Source organism: Scytonema sp. UIC 10036, assembly GCF_009725235.1.
In genome coordinates, this window is the sequence record NZ_WJFC01000001.1 from 118,685 (window position 1) to 142,158 (window position 23,474).

The 23,474-nt window shown below is 42.7% G+C and carries 16 protein-coding genes; 11 read left to right on the top strand and 5 right to left on the bottom strand.

Going from position 1 to position 23,474, the window contains the following annotated elements; all coding sequences use genetic code 11:
- Window positions 1-12 precede the first annotated feature (12 nt).
- From F7734_RS00575 to F7734_RS00585, 3 genes are read left to right on the top strand one after another with little or no spacing between them, the layout of a single operon-like run.
- Window positions 13-714 (top strand): chemotaxis protein CheW, encoded by a 702-nt coding sequence (locus tag F7734_RS00575; protein ID WP_243146597.1) that lies wholly within the window; start codon window positions 13-15, stop codon window positions 712-714.
- 21 nt (window positions 715-735) lie between these two features.
- On the top strand, window positions 736-3,633 hold the full coding sequence (locus F7734_RS00580) for a hybrid sensor histidine kinase/response regulator (protein ID WP_243146598.1): 2,898 nt from the start codon (window positions 736-738) through the stop codon (window positions 3,631-3,633).
- Between the two features lie 29 nt (window positions 3,634-3,662).
- Window positions 3,663-4,685, top strand: a complete 1,023-nt coding sequence (locus F7734_RS00585) for a chemotaxis response regulator protein-glutamate methylesterase (protein WP_155742873.1) — start codon at window positions 3,663-3,665, stop codon at window positions 4,683-4,685.
- A gap of 430 nt (window positions 4,686-5,115) precedes the next feature.
- On the opposite strand, the gene iscB is transcribed toward F7734_RS00585, so the two are convergent.
- From iscB to F7734_RS00605, 4 genes are all read right to left on the bottom strand, one after another.
- Window positions 5,116-5,607 (bottom strand): RNA-guided endonuclease IscB, encoded by a 492-nt coding sequence (gene iscB / locus F7734_RS00590; protein ID WP_155742874.1) that lies wholly within the window; start codon window positions 5,605-5,607, stop codon window positions 5,116-5,118.
- A gap of 380 nt (window positions 5,608-5,987) precedes the next feature.
- The gene (locus F7734_RS00595; RefSeq protein WP_155742876.1) at window positions 5,988-6,983 is read right to left on the bottom strand and encodes a nucleoside hydrolase; all 996 of its coding nucleotides are present in this window, start codon (window positions 6,981-6,983) and stop codon (window positions 5,988-5,990) included.
- Between the two features lie 46 nt (window positions 6,984-7,029).
- Window positions 7,030-8,511 carry a bifunctional UDP-sugar hydrolase/5'-nucleotidase gene (locus F7734_RS00600; RefSeq protein ID WP_155742877.1) on the bottom strand — a complete coding sequence of 494 codons (1,482 nt, stop codon included), beginning with the start codon at window positions 8,509-8,511 and terminating at the stop codon, window positions 7,030-7,032.
- A gap of 54 nt (window positions 8,512-8,565) precedes the next feature.
- Window positions 8,566-10,224 carry an urea transporter gene (locus tag F7734_RS00605; RefSeq protein WP_155742879.1) on the bottom strand — a complete coding sequence of 553 codons (1,659 nt, stop codon included), beginning with the start codon at window positions 10,222-10,224 and terminating at the stop codon, window positions 8,566-8,568.
- Window positions 10,225-10,724: 500 nt separating this feature from the next.
- On the opposite strand from F7734_RS00605, the gene F7734_RS00610 reads away from it, so the two are divergent.
- The 8 genes from F7734_RS00610 (at window position 10,725) to panD (ending at window position 21,350) form a co-directional block, all read left to right on the top strand.
- Window positions 10,725-12,221 carry an adenylate/guanylate cyclase domain-containing protein gene (locus F7734_RS00610; RefSeq protein WP_155742881.1) on the top strand — a complete coding sequence of 499 codons (1,497 nt, stop codon included), beginning with the start codon at window positions 10,725-10,727 and terminating at the stop codon, window positions 12,219-12,221.
- Window positions 12,222-12,249: 28 nt separating this feature from the next.
- The gene (locus tag F7734_RS00615; protein WP_155742882.1) at window positions 12,250-13,008 is read left to right on the top strand and encodes an MBL fold metallo-hydrolase; all 759 of its coding nucleotides are present in this window, start codon (window positions 12,250-12,252) and stop codon (window positions 13,006-13,008) included.
- 859 nt (window positions 13,009-13,867) lie between these two features.
- Complete coding sequence (locus F7734_RS00620; protein WP_155742884.1) at window positions 13,868-14,974, top strand: hypothetical protein; 1,107 nt, start codon at window positions 13,868-13,870, stop codon at window positions 14,972-14,974.
- 189 nt (window positions 14,975-15,163) lie between these two features.
- Window positions 15,164-16,543, top strand: a complete 1,380-nt coding sequence (locus F7734_RS00625; RefSeq protein ID WP_155742885.1) for an aminotransferase class I/II-fold pyridoxal phosphate-dependent enzyme — start codon at window positions 15,164-15,166, stop codon at window positions 16,541-16,543.
- Window positions 16,533-17,723, top strand: coding sequence for a multidrug effflux MFS transporter (locus tag F7734_RS00630; RefSeq protein ID WP_155742887.1), 1,191 nt, complete (start codon window positions 16,533-16,535; stop codon window positions 17,721-17,723). Before F7734_RS00625 ends, F7734_RS00630 begins: the two co-directional genes overlap by 11 nt.
- A gap of 98 nt (window positions 17,724-17,821) precedes the next feature.
- Complete coding sequence (locus F7734_RS00635; RefSeq protein ID WP_155742888.1) at window positions 17,822-18,304, top strand: hypothetical protein; 483 nt, start codon at window positions 17,822-17,824, stop codon at window positions 18,302-18,304.
- A gap of 121 nt (window positions 18,305-18,425) precedes the next feature.
- The gene (locus F7734_RS00640) at window positions 18,426-20,888 is read left to right on the top strand and encodes a non-ribosomal peptide synthetase (protein ID WP_155742890.1); all 2,463 of its coding nucleotides are present in this window, start codon (window positions 18,426-18,428) and stop codon (window positions 20,886-20,888) included.
- A gap of 18 nt (window positions 20,889-20,906) precedes the next feature.
- Entirely contained in the window at window positions 20,907-21,350 is a 444-nt protein-coding gene (gene panD, locus F7734_RS00645) for an aspartate 1-decarboxylase (protein WP_155742892.1), read from the top strand.
- Between the two features lie 426 nt (window positions 21,351-21,776).
- On the opposite strand, the gene F7734_RS00650 is transcribed toward panD, so the two are convergent.
- The gene (locus F7734_RS00650; protein WP_155742893.1) at window positions 21,777-23,450 is read right to left on the bottom strand and encodes an FAD-binding oxidoreductase; all 1,674 of its coding nucleotides are present in this window, start codon (window positions 23,448-23,450) and stop codon (window positions 21,777-21,779) included.
- Window positions 23,451-23,474 lie beyond the last annotated feature (24 nt).

Genomic DNA, 23,474 nt, shown 5'->3' on the forward strand with positions numbered 1-23,474 from the left:
AGGAACTAACAGATGCATATGGAAGGAGTTCCCAATTCAAAAGTGCTCAATTGCTGGAATCAGATCGGTATTGCAGGCGATCGTTCTTGTCCCGAACTAAAAACCTATATTCGTTGCCAAAACTGTCCAGTCTATTCCTTAGCAGGGCGCAGTTTATTAGAACGTGAAGCGCCACAAGCATATATAGATGAGTGGACGAATCTAATCTCTCAGGAAAAATCTCTAGAGGTAGGTAATCGAATCGTCTCTATTGAAACGATAACAGTGGGCATCTTTCGAGTGGGACAAGAATGGCTGGCACTATCGACGCAATTAATCAAAGAAGTGATGCCGAGATCTACTATTCACACCCTTCCACATCGCAGCAACAATATATTTTTGGGGCTGGTGAATCTTCGAGGTGAAGTTCAGATTTGTATCTCGCTTCAAGAGTTCCTGGGAATAGAAAATTCAGATGGCGATCGCCAAAAAACCAGCCCTGTCATCTATGAAAGAATGGTCGTTGTGGAGAAATTTGGCAATCGTTGGGTGTTTCCTGTTGATGAAATATATGGTATGCACCGCATCCACGCGATGGAACTAGGAAACGTGCCTGCGACCTTATCCAAAATGCCAGAAAATTATACACAAGGGCTATTTAACTGGAAAAATCAAAAGGTTAGTTACCTAGATGATGAATTATTATTTTATGCCCTCAGTAAAAAAGTTTTATAGTAAATTTTTATAAAATGACTTATGGCTAATCACGATATGAGCAATTTCTCCATGCTGGATTTATTCCGCATGGAGGTGGAAGCCCAAGCAACAATATTAAACGATAATCTCTTAGCCCTGGAAAGTAACCCCAACGTTAGCACAGAACTTGAAAGTTTGATGCGTGCATCCCATTCTATCAAGGGTGCTGCTCGTACAGTGCAACTTGATGCTGCCGTGAGAATAGCCCATGTTATGGAAGATTGCTTTGTCGCTGCACAGCAAGGAGCAATTACAATAGACTTGGCGGATCGAGTCGATGTGCTACTGCAAGGGGTTGATATGATTGAGCGCCTCTCTCAACTTAATGAGAGCGAGGTAGGTAACTGGCTAGCCGCCAATAAAGAGGAAATTGAAAGTTTAATAACAGCCCTCTGTGCTATCTTAACACCGAATCAAGAAACACCTATTGAGAATGATTCTGTAACAAGAGACACTTCGCACATTTTTGGTTCCCAAAGTACTCAAGTGTCCTCCTCTACAGAGTCTGCGGTGGAAATCCAAAATCTCAAATTGCCAGACGATGAGGATTTTTCCATGTTGGATTTATTCCGGCAGGAAGTGGTCAGTCAATCAGCAATACTGAAAGAAAGTTTACTAGAACGCAAAAATAACCCGGAGATTGATTATACTAGAGAACAGTTAGAACATTTGATAAAGGCTGCTCATACGCTTAGTGGGGCTTCCCGGATTGTTCAGATCGATGCCGCCTTTCGAGTTTCTCACGCTATTGAGCATTACTTCATCGCTGCTAAGGAAGGAAAATCCCCAGTCGGTTCGCACATTGATAATTGTCTCGAAGGCATTAATGTGCTCCTACGCATCGCGCAAGTCCCTGAAACCGATATAGAAAATTGGTCAGTTCAACATCAAGCAGAAATTGAAACCCTAGTCGCAGCCATCTCTACTATTCCAACGCAGAAAACTGAGGACAAGGAGACAAGGGGAAAAGACAATTCAAAATTCAAAATTCAAAATTCAAAATTAGAAGTCTCTTCCTCATCTTCCCCTGCTTCCCCTGCTCCCCCTGCTCTCTCATCCACCATTACCTCATCTCCCAAAACACCAGCCCCAACGACCACATCCACATCCATATCGCCCAAAGATATTGCAGAAATTCAAAAAGCGAAATCAGCAGACCGAGTGGTGCGAGTCAGCGCGGATAACCTCAATCGCATTATGGGACTCGCTGGAGAATCTCTCGTAGAAGCAAACTGGCTACAACCGTTTGCCAGTTCCTTGCTAAGGCTTAAGAAAACCCAAGTTGAACTATCTAACCTTCTGGAAAAACTACAGGAATCCCTAGTTGGGGAAAACCTGAATGAGCGTGCTGCTAACTCGCTCTCGACTTCAAAGGTAAAGGCAAACGAATGTCGCCAAATTCTATCTGAGCGCTTGAATGAACTGGAATTATTTGCTCGTCGTTCTGGGAATCTTTCAGATCGTCTCTATCGGGAAGTTATTGCCAGTAATATGCGTCCATTTGCAGATGGTGCTCAGGGGTTTCCTCGAATGATGCGGGATTTAGCCAGACGCCTGGGAAAGCAAGTGAAATTTGAAATTATCGGCAAATCAACACCAGTAGATCGGGATATTTTAGAAAAGTTAGAGGCTCCCCTCACCCATATTTTGCGTAACTCTATCGATCACGGTCTTGAGTTACCTGAAGAACGGTTGGCTGTGAAGAAACCTCCTGAAGGGACAGTGCGATTGGAAGCTGCTCATCGAGCTGGAATGTTGTCAATTACAGTCTCCGATGATGGTCGTGGGATAGATTTAGAGCGCCTGCGCCAAAAAATTGTCAGTAAGGGTATGGTCTCTGCTGACATGGCGGAGCAGTTAACCGAACCCGAATTGATGGAGTTTTTATTTCTGCCAGGTTTTTCCACAGCACAAGCAGTGACTGAGGTTTCTGGTCGCGGTGTTGGTTTGGATGTTGTTCAAAGCATGGTGCAGGAAGTAGGAGGGATCGTGCGAGCGGTATCTCAGTTCGGAAAGGGCATGAGTTTTCACTTACAATTACCTTTGACTTTGTCTGTGATTCGCACGCTGTTGGTGGAAATATCAGGGGAACCTTATGCTTTTCCGCTCACGCGCATTGACCGGATTGTCATGATTCATCCCGCTTCTATTTCCGTTGTGGAAAATCGCCAGTATTTTGTTTTGGATGAGCACAATATAGGATTGGTGGCGGCTCATGAAGTGTTAGAATTGGAAAATTATGATGTCCACTCAGAAGAATTACCATGCATTATTATTAGCGATCGCTTGAGTCGTTATGGCTTGGTAGTCGATAAATTTCTCGGAGAGCGGGATTTGGTTGTGAAACCTTTAGTTCCCTGCTTGGGAAAGGTACCAGATATTAGTGCTGTTGCACTGATGGATGATGGTTCTCCTGTTCTTATTGTCGATGTTGAAGATTTGCTACGCTCGATTGACAAATTGCTGAATGTCGGTTTAATAAACAAAATTAACAAAATAACTGGTAGCGGCATCACTAAACCACGCAAACGGATTCTTGTAGTAGATGATTCCATTACTGTACGTGAAATGGAACGGCAGTTGCTAGAAAATAATGGTTATGAAGTTGAAGTCACTGTAGATGGAATGGATGGTTGGAATGCTGTCAGGACAAATTCATATGACTTGGTTCTCAGTGACATTGATATGCCCAGAATGAATGGGTTAGAACTGACGAGCCGGATAAAAAATCATCCCAATTTGAAGTCCGTACCTGTGATTATTGTTTCTTATAAAGACCGTCCAGAAGATCGAATTCGTGGTTTGGAAGTTGGCGCTAATTATTACTTAACCAAGAGCAGTTTTCAGGATAATAGTTTAATAAATGCCGTCATTGACCTAATTGGCGAATCGCTTTGAATTTTGAATAATTTTCCCGAGTCATGTTTATGAGAATAGCTATTGTTAATGATATGCCAAACGTAGTAGAAGCGCTAGAGTTAGTCTTGGCAGAAGTTCCAGACTATAAAGTTGCTTGGATTGCTTGTAATGGCACCCAAGCAGTGACAAAATGTGCAGCAGATACCCCTGACTTGATTTTGATAGATTTGCTTATGCCAGTCATGGATGGGGTAGAGGTTACGCGCCAAATTATGAACAATTCTCCATGCGCGATTTTGTTGCTCACAGCTACTGTCAATGGGGATACATCCAAAGTTTTTGAAGCGATGGGGTATGGTGCATTAGATGCCGTACACGCACCTATTTTAGGCCATAGTGGACAAATCGAAGGTGGTGCAGGGATTTTAGAAAAAATTGCGACCATAGGCAAACTTATTGGGAAAACGAGCAAGCCATCTAGGCGAATTCGAGAGCGTGGAAGTTTCCCATCCAAGTTTACCCCACCCTTGATTGTCATTGGTTCTTCTACTGGCGGTCCCCAAGCCCTTGCAGTTATTCTTTCTGGGTTACCAGCAAATTTCTCAGCTGCTGTGGTGATTGTGCAGCACGTCGATGAACAGTTTACCTCTGGCTTAGCTGAATGGTTAAACACTCAGTCACGATTGCCAGTTAAGCTGGCTCAAGTTGGTTCCCAGATACAAGTTGGGCAAGTTTTGATTGCTGCTACCAATGACCACCTCATCTTACAACCAAACTTGAGTCTCAGGTATACTAAAGAACCACGCGATTATCCTTACCGTCCATCTGTGGACGTCTTTTTTAAGAGTGTAGCTCAGCACTGGACCAGAAAGGGAGTCGCAGTCCTATTAACTGGTATGGGAAGAGATGGAGCTCAAGGACTACTATCTTTGCGTTCTGCGGGTTGGTATACTATCGCTCAAGACCAAGCGACATCCGTAGTTTATGGTATGCCAAAAGCAGCGGTGGAGTTGAAAGCCGCAGTGGAGATTTTACCAATTGAGGCGATCGCAAAAGCTTGTGAAAAGCAATTATTGCGCCCAATCTTTTAGTGACTATTGCTGTATTCTCAGTCAATACGGACAGGTTGCTCAACGGGGGGAACCCCCGCACGCAACTGTCCTCATGAATTTTGGGGCGATGACGATTCCATCTTTGCTCGGAGGTGAAGCAGCGCTGCAAGAGGGTTTCACTTCACGAGGCGACTGCTGAACCCGAAGGGCTTGCCCTTGGCTTTGAGGAGCCATTCCGGTCTTGGTGGTTTCCCCTGCATAGGAAATGGCGGTGGCAAAGATGGATGAGGAATCGCCCTTCGGGTATGTGCAAGGCACACGCTTCGCGAACGCAATCGCTTTATGAGGGAAACCCTCATGACCGCGTTGCTCACCAATTACAACGCGATAACACACAAACCAGATCTCCTTTTAACAGGATTAACTTTGTTAACGTTAACCACCTTATTTTTAACACCAGGATAGTTTTTTAATTTAACGCCAGTGCCTGAATGTCAAAACTAGCCACCTCAATCGTAACTTCTTTGACTGGAACTACACTTTTTATTTTGTCAATAATTTTGTGATGAGTATCTAGTTTGTGCTGAATACTCGGAGCTAACCAATTATCTTTACGCCTACGATTGTCAAATCTTGGTGCGCGATATCTTTTTCTATTTCGACGTTGGCAACGATATTTTTTCCGTTCTGTCATCCTTTCGGACATACCTTTTAACATCCAAACTTCGCCACCAATCAATTCTTCTTTTTCGTTTACTACGCTATAGCCTATATTTTGATAGCCAGCATCAATCCCCAAATTTCCTGCTTGAGTATAACCACTAGAACCATAAATTAAAGAGATGGTAAATGGATCGCGACTAGAAATTTTGGCTTTTCCTTCCTTCAAAAGCAACCGAGCTTTACGGGGAGAGGTCGGCATTAATGGTTTACCATATTTGTTGACAACGTAGACTTTCATGATTTGTATTCCTAATAAACAGGTAATCGCTTTGCAGCGTGGTTCCCGTCGCCAATGTTTATCCAAGTTTTATGCTGGCAACACTTTCCCTCTCTCCGTAGGAATGTTTAATCACCAACCGTAGTGAGCCAGCCCTGCAGGCGGGTTTCCCGCGCCCTGGGGACTGGCGAACCCGTAAGGGTGTTCAGAACTAGGGATCGAGACGCTACTCTCTGCATTCTGAAGTACCTATATATTTTGAATAAACATAGTAACCCTTGCGTAACGGATTACTGAAGCTAATGACGAACTTCTTAATTTCTTAAGAAGCCCACACTTACCGCAAAGCGGAAGTGTGTGGAGTCGTCACTAGTTGTAGAAAACAGTGGAAAGGTGTTTACTTACATATCACTCCAGACGAGTTGATCGAACAAGCGTAAAAAGCGTTCGGTATCTACATCTAAGCAAGCCTCTACGTTGGGAGGGTTAGTTTTCTCATCTTTGCGATCGCGTCGATCGGCTAGTGACATTCCAGTAGTAAATCGTCCCTGAATTTCAACCATCATATGCAGCGATTCTGTAGTTACCAAACTGGGATCTATTGCAACCGCCATCGCCAAGGGATCGTGTAAATAACACCCATAAAAGCCTTCGTTGTCACGATAGAAAGCCATATAAATTCCCGTGCAGTCGGCAATAAACTGGGTGACTTTTGAAGGACGACGCTGTAAATTATCTTCAACAACTTGGCGTGGTAGAGGGGCTTTCATCGCCACATCTAAACCAACCAAAGTCAAAGGAATTCCCGACTCCATCACGACTTGAGCCGCATCGGGATCTACAAAAAAGTTAAATTCAGCTGCTGCTGTAATATTTCCGGGTACAGTAACAGCCCCACCCATGATGATAATCCGCCCTATTTTTTTCATGGTTGTGGCATCTTTCTGAATTGCTGTTGCTACATTCGTAAGCGGTCCTAAAGCAATAATGGTCAGATTATCGTACTCTTGAGCTGCCTTGAGAAGCAAATTAATAGCATTCTCTGTAGATGGCTTAGTAGTAAGTTTGGGGTAGCGCGGTGTACCATCCGCTTCCTTAAATTGCTCCAACTCACCCAAACCATCTGCACCATGAATTCCTGCTGCATTGAACGGAGGTTTCACAAGTGGTTTTTCACAGCCTTTGGCAACAATGAGCGAAGTATCGGGTTCAACAATACTCACTACGCGCAACACATTATTAGCAGCTTGATCTACGTTAATATTGCCAGCTACAACGGTAATTGCTTTTAGGTCTAATTTAGGTGAATTCAATGCCATAATCAGAGCTAGGGCATCATCAACACCGCCGTCTGTATCTATTATTACTGGTACGGGCTGGTTTTGAAGGACTATCATGCTAATTGCTACTCCATGGAACTTATCTGAAGGCGATTTAAAACCTTTACTTGTAGACAAATCTTCCTTCGATATGGCTGTCAAGATTTTGATGATGACTAAAGTATTCTTCAATGACATCCTGGCAAGATGTTGTGACTACCTTTGGAGTCGCTAATTTTGTTAATTCTTCATGGGTTATGCCTAGAATATGCTCTGAATTTTGGAAACGATAGCCATCCATACAGATGGTGTAGTGTTGGTCGTCTTGTACAGGTTGTCCATTAATGCTTAAAGATTCAAGCTTTTCTTCAGTGTCTCTATAAACGGCCTTAACAGCTTTACTAACCTGAAGATACTCACTTTCACCGGGTATTCTGTTTTCTAATCTCATAATGTGTGCGAATATTTTGGTGAGATATACGCCTGTAACCCTATATTTATGCATAGGATCTTCGTAAGGAAAGATTTGTTTGAGATCGCTCAATGTTACTAGCGGTCCTAATTCTGTTCCCCGGATTGCACCACTGGCTACAAAAACTACATCTAACTTATCTAGTTGGGCAAAAATATCAGCAAATAAGTTACCCAATTCAGTTTCTTCTTCACGCCTAGGATGAGTCAGTTTACGGGCTAGTCGTCCAATCAGTCGATTGTATTTACGATCTACATCTTCTTTGAAGGTAGCAATCAGCTTTTCGATTTCGGGATCTGGCGGAGCCAAATTACTATCCACAGGGAGGAGTTGCCACTTCCATTCAACGATGCTGTTAGTATCGTCATCCACTACAACATCAAAGCGTCCAATTTGGTCTGTGCCAACTCCAGCTTGGGCAATTAGAATGTTATTAACTTGGGCAGGTTGTTCTAAAAATGTATGGGAATGTCCGCCAATGATCAGATCCACACCCCATTCCGGGTTTAGCATTGCTGCTAGTTTTTTATCTTCTTCAAAACCAATGTGGGTCAGGATAATTGTCAGGTCAATGTCGTCATTTTTGTAGGCGTTGCAAATCTTACCAACTTCTGAGGCGGCATCTTCAAGACTTACGAATGTACCAATACTTCTATCACGTTTTAATGTTTTCAAAGCTTCTTCAGTAATAATCCCGATGAACATAATGTCGAATCCATCGACATTGAGGATAAGATAGGGATTCATTAAGCGCTTGTTGTACTTTTTGATATATAAGTTGGCATTCACAATCGGAAAATTTGCCATCTTTTCCAGGAAAAGTAAGTGAGGGAACCCATAATCTAGTTCATGATTCCCTAGAGTCACTACGTCTGGAGCCAGGTAATTCATAATTTCTATGGTTGAAAGACCTTTATACTCCACATCAATCGTAGAGCCTTGGAGCATGTCACCAGAAATGACAAAAAGCACGTTTTTCTCTTCCTGGCGCACCTTATTGATATAGCCGGAAAGTAGCGCCATTCCACCAATAACATGACCTTCTGCTACACCTGTAGCTTCTGCCAGAAAGTCTCCGTGCATATCATTTGAATGCAAAATCGTGAAACTTTTAAACCGTTCGGTGAATGTCATAATCTTTTACCTCTGAATAGAATTGTTGAGTTTTGTAGTCAGGGAAATGTGGGTTCAAGTCACTAGCAGCACTTCAATAAACCGATTCCAAGTCAACGGCTCACCGCCTGTGCGCTCGCGCAGAAACGCAATTTCATCATTAGATAAAGGCGGTTCTCCCACACTCGCTAGCGCCGTATTCATTTCCTTGGTGCTGATGAATTCATCTTCGTCAGCATCAAGCGGTAGAAAATACGTGACAAATTCGGTGTACCTCGACATGAGACGGCGGTGACGCAGCATTAATTCGCTAAACTCTTCAAAATCGATTTCTCCACTGCCATCGCGATCTATCGATTTGAATAGATACGTCAACTCACCCTCCTGGAAGCCTTTTCCTGCTGATTGCAGATGTGCCGCTAATTCGTGAGTTGAGAGTTCACCATTGCGATCGCGATCGATGGCATCAAAGATATAGCGAAGGTTGCCTTTAATTTCAGGAGACGCTTGTTCAAATAGGACGTTATGACGCTCCCCCTTGATCGCAGCCGTCAGTTGTTTGCGAAATCGGGTGATGATGTCGCGAGCCACCAGGAATCGCTGTCGGTGTTCTTCGGGGGTGGCAACTGTATAAAGCGAGACTGGAAACAACGAGGGAAGCGCTCGCTGCACGATCAGCAAACACGCGATCGTCACAACGGCAAAGGGCAAAGCCAGAATCGGTAACCGAACCACAGAGAATACAGGTACCAACAGCAGACTAGCGATCGATGCTAGGAACGCACAGGCTGCACCCAGCGAAATACTCAAGGTGTTTGGAGCGTAAAATATTCCCCCGATCGCCATTGCGGTAAAAACGGCGTTATAGCCCAAAAAACCGCTGTACAGTTGAGCCGGTCTGGCTCCCACCAGTAAACCTGCCAGCAGGTACATGACACAACCCAGCAATCCCACCATTGCTCCGATGGGAGTAGCAATGAAAACAGCTAAGAAAACCAGAAGGATAGAAATTAGATTATCTACGAAAAAGACTTGCCCAAGACTCACTGGGAGAGATTGAGCCACTCGCCAAAAATCCAGTGAAACAGGAGAAGGAAGGGGGGGAGGCGAACCCAAATGAAAGAAGGGTTGAGGCACAATCGCAATCAAGAGCAGGAACGTATATAAGACTACATGAAAAGCAATGCCCAGTGGAGCAACTCGGAAGCGGGTGGCAAACCATGTTCCTACCGTCTGCAAGACGATGGTTGATAGAGCAGAAAGCACAATTGCTGCGATGATCCAACTAGGATTCCAGACTCCTTTGCCACCAAACAGCCCGAAAAACGCCAATGTTGCCCCAACAAACAGCCCATTCAAACCAAAGATGCCATTTTGAATCGCGCTAGGATTCAATTTGAGAGCGATCGCTGTTAATGTTGCAGAGGAAGTTCCTATCAAACTCATAATCCCCAACCAGGGAGACTGGATGAACATGGCAATGATAATCAGCAGCCCACTCATGGGATTGTTAACAAAAATCGCCTGTCCGATGCCGCGCAAGGTTGCATTGAAAAAATTCAAACCGGGCTGATTGGCAAGCCGTTGGTTGAGCAGCTGCATGGTTCCCAAAACCGGGATTCCATAAAACAATCTCTCAGTGGCTGTTGTCTTAGATTCTAGAATGTGGTGTATCAGTTCATGCAACGGTAGCGGTTCGCCGCCTTCAATAGTCGGAGTATGGTTGTTGTTCATAAAACTACTAACTCACCATTTGCACAGAGCGAACCTCGAAAACCTAAATTTATCATTGCCCGCTCCGAAAATATGCAACATCAGGACAAATAAATACTTTTTTAAAGATCAATATAATTATTTGCTATTTCAGCATATTAAATCAAAGCAACAACATTTATTTACATTTTTTTGTGAATTTAATTCTTACTCTCTTCACTTAGGGCAAACACATTAAAACTTTGGCAACAGATCTATAATTTCCTTAATAACTCTTCTGGTAGTCTTGTCTTAATCGCGCTTGACAATATGCGTGCTTTGCTTTTCAGGGAATAGCCAACGCATCAAACGTACAAATGTGAACTCTTCTTCAACACCGTCGGTAGCGACGAGTCAATTCTGCGTACTCCAAGTACGGTACAATTTGAATTCTCGAGCGTGGCATAGTTGATGGCATTCTTTTATCTTCCATCGAATGATACTATCTTTAGCAACTTCGTATAAAAGTTAAAAGCAGAAAAATGGCTAACAACACATCATCTTTTTTCACAGAATACGCAATTACTGTTCTCCTGATCGACGATCAACCCATGATTGGTGAAGCGGTACGCCGGATGTTAGCTGATGAAGAAGATATTATTTTTCACTACTGTAGCGATCCAGCAGTTGCTATTCCTAAAGCGATAGAGGTTTCGCCAAAAGTCATTCTGCAAGATTTAGTTATGCCTGACATTGATGGCTTACTTTTGTTGCGGTTCTTTCGTGCTAATAAGGCGATTCGTAATGTGCCAATGATTGTCCTTTCTTCAAAAGAGGATGCAAAAGTTAAGGCAGAAGCTTTTGCTTTGGGTGCGAATGATTACTTGGTCAAATTGCCCGATAAAGTTGAACTGATTGCTCGCATTCGTTACCATGCCAAAGGTTATATCAACTTATTACAACGAAATGAAGCTTATAAAGCGATCCAAAATTATTCTAAAAAATTAGAGAAATCTAATGAACTCATTCGTCAAGTTTTTGGACGTTATCTCAGTGATGAAGTTGTCGCCAGCTTGTTAGAAAGTCCTGAAGGATTGAAACTGGGTGGAGAGAGACGGAAAATCACTATATTTACTTCTGATTTAAGAGGATTTACAGCCACAGCAGAACGATTATCACCTGAAGAAGTGGTGAAAGTTCTCAACTTCTATCTGCATCACATGGCGGAAGTTATTACCAAACACAAAGGAACAATTGATGAATTTATGGGTGATGGGATTTTGGTTCTGTTTGGTGCGCCCACTCCCAGAGAAGACGATGCGACTCGTGCGATCGCCTGTGCGGTAGATATGCAATTGGCAATGGGAGCAGTCAATGAACAAATGGCAGAGTGGGGTTTACCAAAACTAGAAATGGGAATTGGGATCAACACTGGTGAAGTCGTTGTAGGAAATATTGGCTCAGATAAACGTACTAAATATGGTATTGTTGGTAGCCAAGTGAATCTTACTTATCGCATTGAATCTTACACACTAGGTGGTCAAATTTTCATTTCCGAATCGACTTATAAAGAAGTAGGACAATTAGTAAAAATTGATGGGGAAAGGCAAGTGACACCAAAAGGAGTTAAGCAGCCCATTACCATCTATGAAGTCGGTGGTATTGGTGGAGAATATAATCTTTTCTTGATGAAAGAAGAAGAAGTCTTCATTCCCCTTACTGAAGAAATCTCAATACAATATACAATTTTGGATGGAAAGCATATTAATGATAACTTTTCGAAGGGAAGTTTAGTCAAGCTTTCTGCCAATAGAGCACTTGTGCGTACAATTCCAGGTGCTACTAACGGAATCCCATTGCCACTCAGCAATCTCAAGCTGAACTTCTTAACACCTTCCACTTTAATAGAAGGTAGTGGTGATATTTATGCTAAAGTTTTGGTAGAATCAGCAGAGCCAGGAAGTTTTTATATTGGTTTTACGACCATGCCTCCATCTATAAAAGCAGGGCTTGATAAACTGTATCAATCACTGAAATAATTTAGACCATTAATACTTGATAACTCTTATGAAATTAATCTTTTTAGGTTCAGGTTCAGCTTTTACCGTAGGAGCAGACAATTTTCAATCAAATATACTTTTAACTGACCAAGAGAAGAAACTTTTAATTGATTGCGGTTCAGATATTCGATTTTCATTACACGCAGTTGAATTATCATATCTAGATATTACTGATGTTTATATTAGCCATTTGCATTCCGATCATATAGGAGGATTAGAATACATTGGGTTTAGTACAAAATTTGATCCACGCTGCCAAAAGCCCAATCTTTATTTGAGTAAAGATTTAGCAGGTGAAATTTGGGAAAGAAGTTTATCTGGCGGAATGAGATCTGTTCAAGGGGATGTGACAGATTTAAACTCCTTTTTTAACGTAAATATAATTCCTCGTCATGAAAATTTTACTTGGGGAGGAATAAAGTTTCATACGGTGAGAGTTATACATATTGATAATGGATATTTTTTGATGCCAAGTTATGGACTATTTTTTGAAATCAACGGAACGAAAGTCTTTTTAACCACAGATACTCAACTGGCTCTAGAAGAAAATGGAGAATTGTATGAGCGAGCAGATATGATTTTCCACGATTGTGAAACAGCAAAATTTCCGAGTACGGTTCACGCTCATTACGAACAACTAGTGACTTTACCAGACAAGATAAAAAATAAAATCTGGTTGTATGGTTATCAACCAGGTGTACTTCCTGACGCCAGAAAAGATGGATTTCATGGTTTTGTGAAACGAGGTCAGACTTTTGATTTTTGAATGATGAGTCATACCATTTCACGTTAATCACGATACAGATCAATCCTGTAGAGACGCGATCGGAGCGTTCATACACCCTCTATTTTGTATCATAGTTATTGATATAGGACTTACGCACTGTACAAATTGGCTGTTATGTGCATAACGATATTTGGTGGTCTCAGAGTGTTGGCGATACGGCTTCAGCCGTTAGCGAAGCTATCGCGCTTGTGCTGGCTCGCCAGTCCAAACACAAACAAGCTAGGACTTGCACATTGACAAAATCAATATGATATGCTTTTAGAATGAGACGATTTTCTCCAAGTTGACTCAACGGCGCGATCGCTCACCTTTAGTCTAAAGTCCAGATTGAAGTTTTGCGCGTGTTTTGGCGGACTGCTTAAAAATAAGTGTTAGTGCTGCTCATCTAAATGTATTTTAAATTACAGTAATAAAGCAGTGTCTGTATTGACGGCTTACATATGTTCAGAATAACCCCCGAAAAACCCGCTACCGAGAAAATATTTAGTACTCGTACATGACGTGTTCGTGCGTATGCCTTGCAAAAAATTTTGCTACTTAGACGAGAACTAGAATACTTTGTGCTCGTATATTACGTACCATGTAGAAAATACCGACATAATACTATAACTTTATTCTCCGGATCTTGTTTGAAAAGCACTACCTCAAGCTACCCCCAACACCAACCACTTTTGACCACACCCCTCTACCAGTGACATTATTGGTTGGTTCCAACATTGTGGTTATTGTATTGCACCTAGAACCGCTATAAACTTAGAAAGCAGTGCAATTACCAAAAAAAACTTTACTTGGTATTTATATATATAAAGTAATCTTTCCTTTAAACACAAGCGTTTCTATGCCTCTCAGTTTAGAAGATCTTTGTTTGCTCCCACCCCAGGATTTACTCAACACCTACCCATTAAGTCAGCCCATTACCATTCAGGTACATCAAACAATAACGCAATTTCAACAGGCTTTGTCTGGTGAGGAATCTTTGCAGGCTAATACTATCAACACCGCCTTGCAGCAACTCACCCCAGTGGAAGTCATTCCCCTATCGGAAGAGTTCTCAACTGGCACTAACCTGAAGTGGCTGCAAGTTCAAGAGTTTGACCGCTATATGGAAGTCCAGCACGTAAAAGCCGAAGAACCTGCTAAGTTAATAGTTACCAGCCTGTTGAGAGCTTACTTAGGTTTTTTAGAAATCAGTACACGTCTTCCTTTTAATTCTAACAAAGTCTCTGTTAAATCTGGATTTAAAACTTATGCTCTTCTCTTAATAAAAACGTTTGGATTAGAAGAAGATAATTCAATTAAGAATATTTACAATCTCCACCATACTTCAACTAATTATCATCCCAATTTAAATATCGCAACAAAACCAATTCTTTCTCCTCTTCAGGTATGGAAGAAAGGACATTGGGTATTTTTAGTGTTTAGCCAAGCGTTAATTTTGAGTTTAAATCGCTTGGTTACTGCCATTAGTAACGGCCAACTAGACCAAGCAAAAACTGAGTTTGAAACAGCTACTGCACTTATGTACGCATCGGGAGCAGCTATGAAACTAACTGGAAACTTTACTAGAGAGAAATATGAAAGTGAAATTCGCCCTACTATGACTACTGGTAATCTCCAGTCGTTAGTTCAGTCAGAGAATTTAAGTGGGTTAATGATGTGGGAGCATGATTATCTTATTAATGTCATTTGTAAGAAGAAGCTTTTGCCCATCATGAAAACTCTACCTAGCATCCTCGCAGCCGAACACGAAAAATTTGTCCGAGCTTATCAACGAGGAATATCTGATGGACACAAGAGTATTTGTGCAAAATTTGGAGGAAGCGAAATAGGGTCTTTGATAGCTGCTTCTGAAAGTAGTGCTGCCATCAAAAGTTTGAAAAAATTTGAAAAGAGCCGAAGTAAAATACTCGATCCACAGGGTTGGGTAACGGGTGAATGTCCCTGAAATCAGACTCTGAGAGCTAAAACGTCTCTACAAATGATTCAATCTTGGAAGAAAAGAAAAAAAACTCAACATCCTCCCAATCTCGAATGGTGAATATTCCTTAAATTTTACAAGAAATAAACTTATGAACTGATTCTGGCATTTAAACGCTGATAAAATCTGTATAAATTCATAACAGGATGCCAACAAATGATATTAGAAAAAGAGAGTTTGGGATTACTTCAAGAAGCACTAGCACGACTAGAAGAAGGTTTTCACAACCTACCAAAAGTCGATCGCTCTCCTAACCTAGATGCCCTGCGAACCGTGCTGTTGGATGTCGCAGAGTGGATGCAAGACAATTATCCCTATCCTCATCCTTTCTACGTTGGGCAAATGCTCAAACCTCCCACAGAAATTGCCCGTCTTGCATACACCCTATCCCTTTGGATCAATCCCAACAATCACGCCCTTGATGGTGGACGAGCAAGTTCGGCAATGGAAAGAGAAGCGGTTGCAGAAATTGCCAAAATGTTTGGTTGGGAAACCCATTTAGGACATTTGTGCAGTGGTGGGACAATGGCGAATTTAGAGGGCTTATGGGTTGCAGGAAATTTACAACCAAACAAAAAAGTTGTGGCTTCTAATCAGGCACACTACACCCATTCAAGAATCTGTGGTGTGCTTCGCCTTCCTTTCCAATCCGTTCCCTGTGACAGTCGCGCCCGGATGGATGTAGCAGCCCTGAAAAAACTTCTACAAGAAGATGATATTGGGACAGTTGTTGTCACTCTTGGAACGACGGGAACTGGCGCCATCGATCCTCTGCCTGAGATTCTTGAACTACAGTCTCAGTACGGGTTCCGGATTCATGCAGATACCGCCTACGGCGGTTATTTTATTTTAGTAGATAATCTTGATGCCGAAACCAGAGCCGCTTTTGACTGTCTCAAACAGGTTGATTCCATTGTTGTTGATCCGCACAAACATGGACTCCAACCTTACGGCTGTGGCTGCATTCTCTTCAAAGACCCCTCGGTTGGGAAGCTTTATAAACATGATTCACCGTACACCTATTTTAGTTCTGAGAAACTGCATTTAGGTGAAATTAGCCTGGAATGTTCCAGACCGGGTTCAGCAGCAGTCGCACTCTGGGCAACTCAACGGTTATTACCTCTAATTCCAGGCGGTCAGTTTGCTGCTTCTTTAAGTAAGTCGCGAAAGGCAGCACTAACTCTTTTTGAAAAGCTGCAAAATGATTCGCGATTTCTGATACAGTCCCCGCCGCAACTGGACATTGTTGTTTGGGTGGTAAAATCTCAAAGTGCAAGTGAATCTTCACGACTGGCAAAGGAGATTTTTAAAGCGGCGGCAGAGGAGAATCTCCACCTAGCCATAACTAATCTGCCCAAAGAGTTATTTTTAGAGACTGGGGAAGAAATCAATTGGGATCAGGACTCTATTACCTGTCTGCGTTCTTGTTTGATGAAACCCGAACATCTAGATTGGCTAGACCGAATTTGGCAAACACTTGACTCAGTAACGACAAAGGTAGTGATAGGGGCTGTGTCAATACTATATGCAGTTTAAACCTAACTCCGTAGGCTTTACCGTAATCCTTGGTGTGCTGGCTGCATTGCTACCGCTATCAATAGATATGGGACTACCAGCATTTCCATCGATTGGCACTTCACTAAATGCCTCTCCTGCGGCTGTAGGACTAACACTCAGTTTATTTATGGCTGGCTATGCTACATCGCAACTAGTCTTTGGTCCACTCTCTGATCGCTACGGGCGCAAACCCATCTTACTAACAGGCTGCGGACTCTTTGCATTTGCCAGTACTGCTTGTGCGATCGCCCCATCAATTAATGCCCTCGTGGCTTGGCGGTTTTTTCAGGGTGCTGGTGCTGGTGCTGGTATGACGCTGATGTTGGCAATGGTTCACGATCTGTTTGAAGGTGCTACTGCTGGCACCCAACTCTCCTACATTAACCTAACGATCAACATAGCACCAATAATCGCACCAACAATTGGTGGGGGAGTATTGGCGATCGCTAACTGGCGAGCTATCTATGTGATATTAGCTGTAGTAGGACTGATACTTATGCTGACTATTGCGATCGGATTTGACGAGTCAATTAAACGTCGGGATATCAATGCTCTCAAACCACATCGGCTGATCGGAAATTATCTGCGTGTTCTGAGTAACCGAGTTTGCATTGGATATGCTCTTGTCAATGCGCTCAGTTTTGGATGTATGTTTGCCTACGTTGCAGGTTCATCACTTGTAATGCTCAATGTTCTGGATATCTCAACAACAACTTATGGATTGCTGTTTGCCTCAACTGCTATTAGTATTTTAGCTGGGTCTTTCCTAAGTGGAGTATTGAACACTCGTGGTGTATCATCAGCACGATTACTGGGCTTTGGGTTAGTAATTGCTGCTACCTCAGCTATTGCACTTGTATTAGTTTCGGTAACGGGTGCTGCTCAGTTACTCACACTATTACCTCTACTCATCATTAATACCTTTTGTTATGGACTCATCGCGCCCAATGCTATCCATTATGCACTTCACTCAGTAGAAGATATGGCTGGTAGTGCTGCCGCCGTAATAGGATTTCTGGACATGTTGGGCGGTTCGTTGGCAAGTTTCCTGGTTGGATTTTTCTTTGATGGACATACCGTTAATGTTATGTCTGAGGTAATGGCATTATTTGCGCTCGCTGCACTTGCTACATATATTCAACTACAATTTCACAAATAAATATCCTTGCTTTTGTTCAATCTGTATCATCACCTAGAAATTTAGATACCCTTACCCTGTATAATAACTAATTAGTGCGTATTTTTTGTAAAAACATCATGAGCAATAATCTTGGGGATAGCTGGATAGCTCAAGAGTTTTATGGTTTTACTCAACCCGTCTCACCAGAAGTAGTTCGGAATTATTTCAAGGCACTTTTTGTTGTTGCTAATGGTGATGGTATGATATCAGAAAAAGAGCGTAACTGGATTGTTGGTTTCGCCGCCGCAGGAGGAGCGTCAGAATCTGTAATTGAAGAATTGCATAAATATTCCGGCAACGATGATTTGAATAGTTTGCTCGCTGCTGATCCAACATTAGATATTAAATATGCAGGTCGTGCGCTTATCCGCGATGCAATTCAGGCAGCTAGTGCTGATGGTGAATATAATAGTGCGGAACGTGAAACTCTTCTTAAATTAGCTAAACAACTCAATGTTTCTGAGGATGTAGTTAACCAGATCGAACAGTCAGTTGTTCAAATTAAAAAGTTGCGACAACAAGAAATTGAGTTACTCTACCCGGAAGGTAAGCCTTACTAAACCTATTTTTCACCACTAGACATCTGCGAAAAAAATGTAGAGATATTCGATAAAACGTCTCTACATTTCTTACCGGAGATGTTTACTTATTTAAGCTTTATGGTAGAAAAATCTACAAAAGATGGATAGTCTATCGAACCAGTGCATTCACCATCTCTTCCAAGAACAGGCTGCCAAAACCCCCGAAAAAATCGCCCTTGTAATGGGGGACAGAAAGCTCACCTACTCAGTAGTAAACGAGCAAGCGAACCAGCTAGCAAACGCACTGCGATTTCTTGGAGTAGGGTTAGAAACTCCAGTAGGCATCTGCCTGCGACGCTCGCCAGAAGCAGTGGTCGCCATTCTGGGAATCTTAAAAGCAGGTGGCGCTTACGTTCCTGTAGATCCAGACTTCCCAGAAGTTAGAAAACAGTACATTATTGAAGATTCTGGTTGTGAAGTTCTGATAACAGAAAAGTCACTTCTAAATACTCTTCCCTTCTTTGAGGAGGAGATTCTCCTGGTAGACAACAAATCTCTATCGAAACAAGACAGCAGCAACCCAGACGTTGCCGTTACTCCCGATGCCTTAATGTACATTTTGTACACCTCCGGCAGTACTGGCATCCCCAAAGGCGTTTGTGGAATTCACCGAGCCACTGTTAATCGCTGCATTTGGATGTGGAATCAGTACCCTTTTACCTCTAACGAAGTGTGCTGTCACAAAACCACCCTCAACTTTGTGGACTCGGTTTGGGAGATTTTTGGGGCATTGCTCAAAGGATTAAAAGTCGTCATTCTTCCCCACTCCTCCAGTGCCAATCCTCAAGAAATAATTGGTTTCCTTCACGAAGCCAAAGTGACTCGCATCATCCTCGTACCTTCCTTACTACAAGCGCTGCTCAAGACTCGTCCAGATTTGGGAGAAGCCCTCCCTGCTCTCAAAATTTGGACGGTCAGCGGAGAGCGACTGACGCGAAATCTGTTGCAGAAATTCAGAGCAAGCGTGCCTCATGGGATTTTGCTGAATCTTTACGGAAGTACCGAGGTCGCAGGTGACGTCACTTGGGCTGAGTTTGCGGGGGATATAAGAAAGTTAGAACGGGATGTGCCAATTGGTCAACCCATCCTCAATGCCGAGATTCATATCTTGGATGAAAATTTACAGCCAGTTCGCCCAGGTGAGGTAGGCGAACTGTGGATAGGAGGTATCGTGCTAGCACGCGGATACCACAACAAGCCTCAAGAAACCAAAGCTCGATTCATCCCCAATCCTTGGTCTGGTAATAGTATTCTTTTTAAAACAGGAGACCTAGTAACCACAGACAATAATGGCGTACTATATTATATAGGTCGGGTTGACAATCAGGTAAAAATTCGGGGATTTAGAGTAGAACTTGAGGAAATTGAAAAGGTCTTGGCGCAGTTCCACCCAGAAATATCTAATGTCACCGTTATCTTTCAGGAAAACGAGGAGACACCAGAAACAAAACATTTAACGGCATTTGTTGTTCCTTCTACAGTTAATTTGGATGCGATAAAACAGTACGCCCTCGCCAAGCTCCCCCACTACATGGTGCCAATGAGACTCGTTGCTGTAGATGAACTACCCCTAACTCCCAATGGTAAAGTTGATCGCCAAGCTTTGTCTGGCATGAGTGGGTGGAGATTCAGGGTTATTGATTCAAAAAAGCATCCTCAAACCGAAACAGAAAAGTTGCTAGCAGACATTTGGCAGCAGATGTTTCATGTTTCTCCTATTAGCAAAGACGATAATTTCTTTCACCTAGGTGGGGACTCTTTGTCCGTTGTATCCTTGCTGGAAAAACTAAAGCAGGAATTTGGGGTATACATTCCCCTTTCCAACTTTGTCAATGAGCCGTCCCTCGCATCTTTAGCAAAGCTTTTCGACAAATACAAACAGAGAAAGCCTTGGACACTGGTTGAGGTGCATTTGAGTGATGTTGAAATTGTTCCGTTCGAGAAGCAATATTTAGAACAGACTGTGGCATTAGTCAGCGAATCCTTCACCTTAAGAGAACCCTTGGGAGTCAGTTTGGGTCTTCAGAAAGAACAGTTCAATGTCTTTTCTGAACAAATTTGTAGAAACTGCCTCTTGGAGAATTTATCCTTCGTTGCGTTCCATCGGCTTTCTGGAAATGTTGTAGGATTTTGTTTGAGTGAAGATTTTGCTAGATCCCAGGCGGGGGAATTTGAGATCCCTGAGTTCTTGAATCCAATTTTTGCACTATTGAATTCTTTAGAGCAGCTGTACATCAAAAATTATGGGGAGGTGAAAGTAGGAGAAATTGTCCATGTATTTATGTCAGGTACGTCTTTCCATTCAAACGGTGCTGCTATTGCCTTAGCTTTGGAAAAGAAGATACTTGAAGTAGCGGTAAGTTTAAACTATAAGCGTGCTGTGACAACTTGTACGCATCTGGTTACGACTTATATTGCTCAAGAGTTGGAATATCAACGAAAATATGCCGTGCAGTACGAGTCTTTTGAGTTTGAGGGTAAGCGAGTTTTTTCTAATGTTCCTGCCCCTTATAAAGAAGCAGTGCTGTTTGAAAAAGTGCTTGAAAAACTATCATTCAATTGACATATACAGTAAAAAATCATGGCTAGAATTAGACTGCTGCACGCCAAGCTACATCAAGTACGTGTAACGGATGCAAATGTTAATTATGTAGGCAGTGTCACCATTGACAGTGAATTAATTGATAAGGTAAGAATTCTGCCTTTGCAGGAGGTGGAAATTTGGAATGTTAGCAATGGCAACCGCTTGTCAACCTACGTGTTGCCAGGAAAGCCTGGAAGTGGTGTCATTTGTCTTAATGGTGCAGCTGCACATTTGTGTATGCCAGGAGATTTTGTGATTATTGCAGCCTATGAAGAACGCGATCGCGCTGAGGTATTCCGCACCGGACATGAGGCGCGAGTGGTGATTGCCGATGAACACAATCGCTGCAAAAAGTTTTTCTCTCAGATTTTAGAACCCTGTCAGAGTAAACTCCTATTTCATGCCGAGGTAACTCAAATAACAGCAACAACCCATTCCTGAAATTTTCTTCCGAAAAACAGCAGATTATTTGCGATCGTATCATGTCCGGGAAATTAACCATAATACAAGTATACATCCCACATTCCGCAGGTGCGATCGTAAAATAGTGTATTTTTAAAGCATGAGAGCTTCACCATTAGATAGAAGTCGTCCGCTCTTTTATTATTGATAATTTAGCGGCTCAATTCCTTGATCTGAACAACTTGGAGAAAATCGTCTCATTCTAAAAGCATATCATATTGATTTTGTCAATGTGCAAGTCCTAGCTTGTTTGTGTTTGGACTGGCGAGCCAGCACAAGCGCGATAGCTTCGCTAACGGCTGAAGCCGTATCGCCAACACTCTGAGACCACCAAATATCTTTAATGCACATAACAGCCAATTTGTACGGTGCGTAAGTCCTATGATACATCATCAAAAATGAGTCCTAAGCGTCGATGAGAACTTTCCCTGTTGGGTAAGCAATGCAAGTCAAAATATACCCTTCTTCTTGCTCGCTCTCATCAAGTGCCTCAGGCTCTCCTGTATACTTTACCTCGCCTTGTAGCTTCCGAATTTTACAGGTGCCACAAACTCCGCTGCGACAGCTACTATCAAGATTGACTCCTTCTTCCTCTGCTATATCCAAAATCGGCTCTTCTCCTCCATAGGTGATTTCTTTACCTGATTTGGAAAAGACCAAAATTACAGAACCTGCTGTCTGCAATTTTGCCGCAACTACGGTTGAAACTACTGGTTGTGCTACTGTTGGCGTTACCTCGGCAACTGGTTCAACGGATGGGGGAGGAGCAACAGTAGGAGCAATGGGAGGATTTGCAGCAGGGGACACTGGGGTTGATGATGGCGGCAATTTTGCTTTTTTCGCTCCGCCAAAACTTTCTTCGTAGTAGTTTTGCATCGGGAAACCGATTTGCTCCAGCATGGTTTTGACACCTTGCATAAAGGAATTGGGACCACAGACGTAAACTGTACGCTGCCAAAAGTCTGGATCGATCGCATATAGCAATTGTTCGTTGAGTCTCCCAGTAAAGCCCCACCAAGGTTGACCAGGTTCTGGTCGAGTGATGGAGAAAGCTAGACGAAACTTAGGATTGTGCGAAGACATCAACTCCAATTCCTGGCGGAAAATAATATCGCGGGGACTGCGAGCGCAATGAAAAAAGATGATATCACAATCAGCAGCAGTATCCAAAACCCAGCGTGACATAGACATCATTGGCGTTATGCCACTTCCTGCGGAAATCATCAACATTTTCTCGGAAGGATTGGCAAAACAAGTGAATTTTCCCAACGGACCGCTGATTTTGATTTCATGACCGACTCTTAAGTTGTCGTGCAACCAGTTGGACACTAATCCTGGTGAAATATCAGGAGCATCTGGTGGGGATGGGACACGCTTAACTGTAATTTCCAGAGTGTGGGGTCGTGAAGGGGTGGAAGAAATTGAGTAAGAGCGTTTGACTGGCTTGCCATTGATTTCCAAATTTAGGGTTATAAACTGACCTGGTTGGTAGGTAAATAACAACGATGCTTCAGCAGCAAAGCGAAAAGTTTTGACATCATGGGTTTCGTCAATCACCGCCACACAGCGAACCATCACATCCCCTTTCATCCATCGACTCATCTGGTCTGGTGGTACAAGTGCAACCGGCATATACTCACTAGGGTGACGGGTAGACTCAACTTGTTGATGGGGAACAGAGATGGTGATGTTTGCTGATTTCTTCTGAGTTGAAGGTTGAGTTTGAACTTCCTCGGTTTGCGTGAGGTGGTGTCCATTTGATGAAGTTGCTTCAACTGTAAGGATAAATTCACCAATCCGAATAATGTCATTATTTTTGAGGAGATACTTTTGGTTGACATTTGCCACTTCATCATTAATTCGAGAACCACCAAGGCTGGCAAGGTCACTAAAGTAATATTGTTCTTGCTCACGGCGCAAACTTCCATGAATGCGACTCACCTCAGAACTGGGGAGAACGATACCACAATTGCGCGATCGCCCAATGAAACACTCACCATTGATCAGCATTTCTGGGTTTATTTCTAGCTCTTTGCCCTCTGTGGGTGCTTTTGAGTTGAAAAGCTTGAGTTTGAGCATTGCCTTATTTTCCAACTTTATATA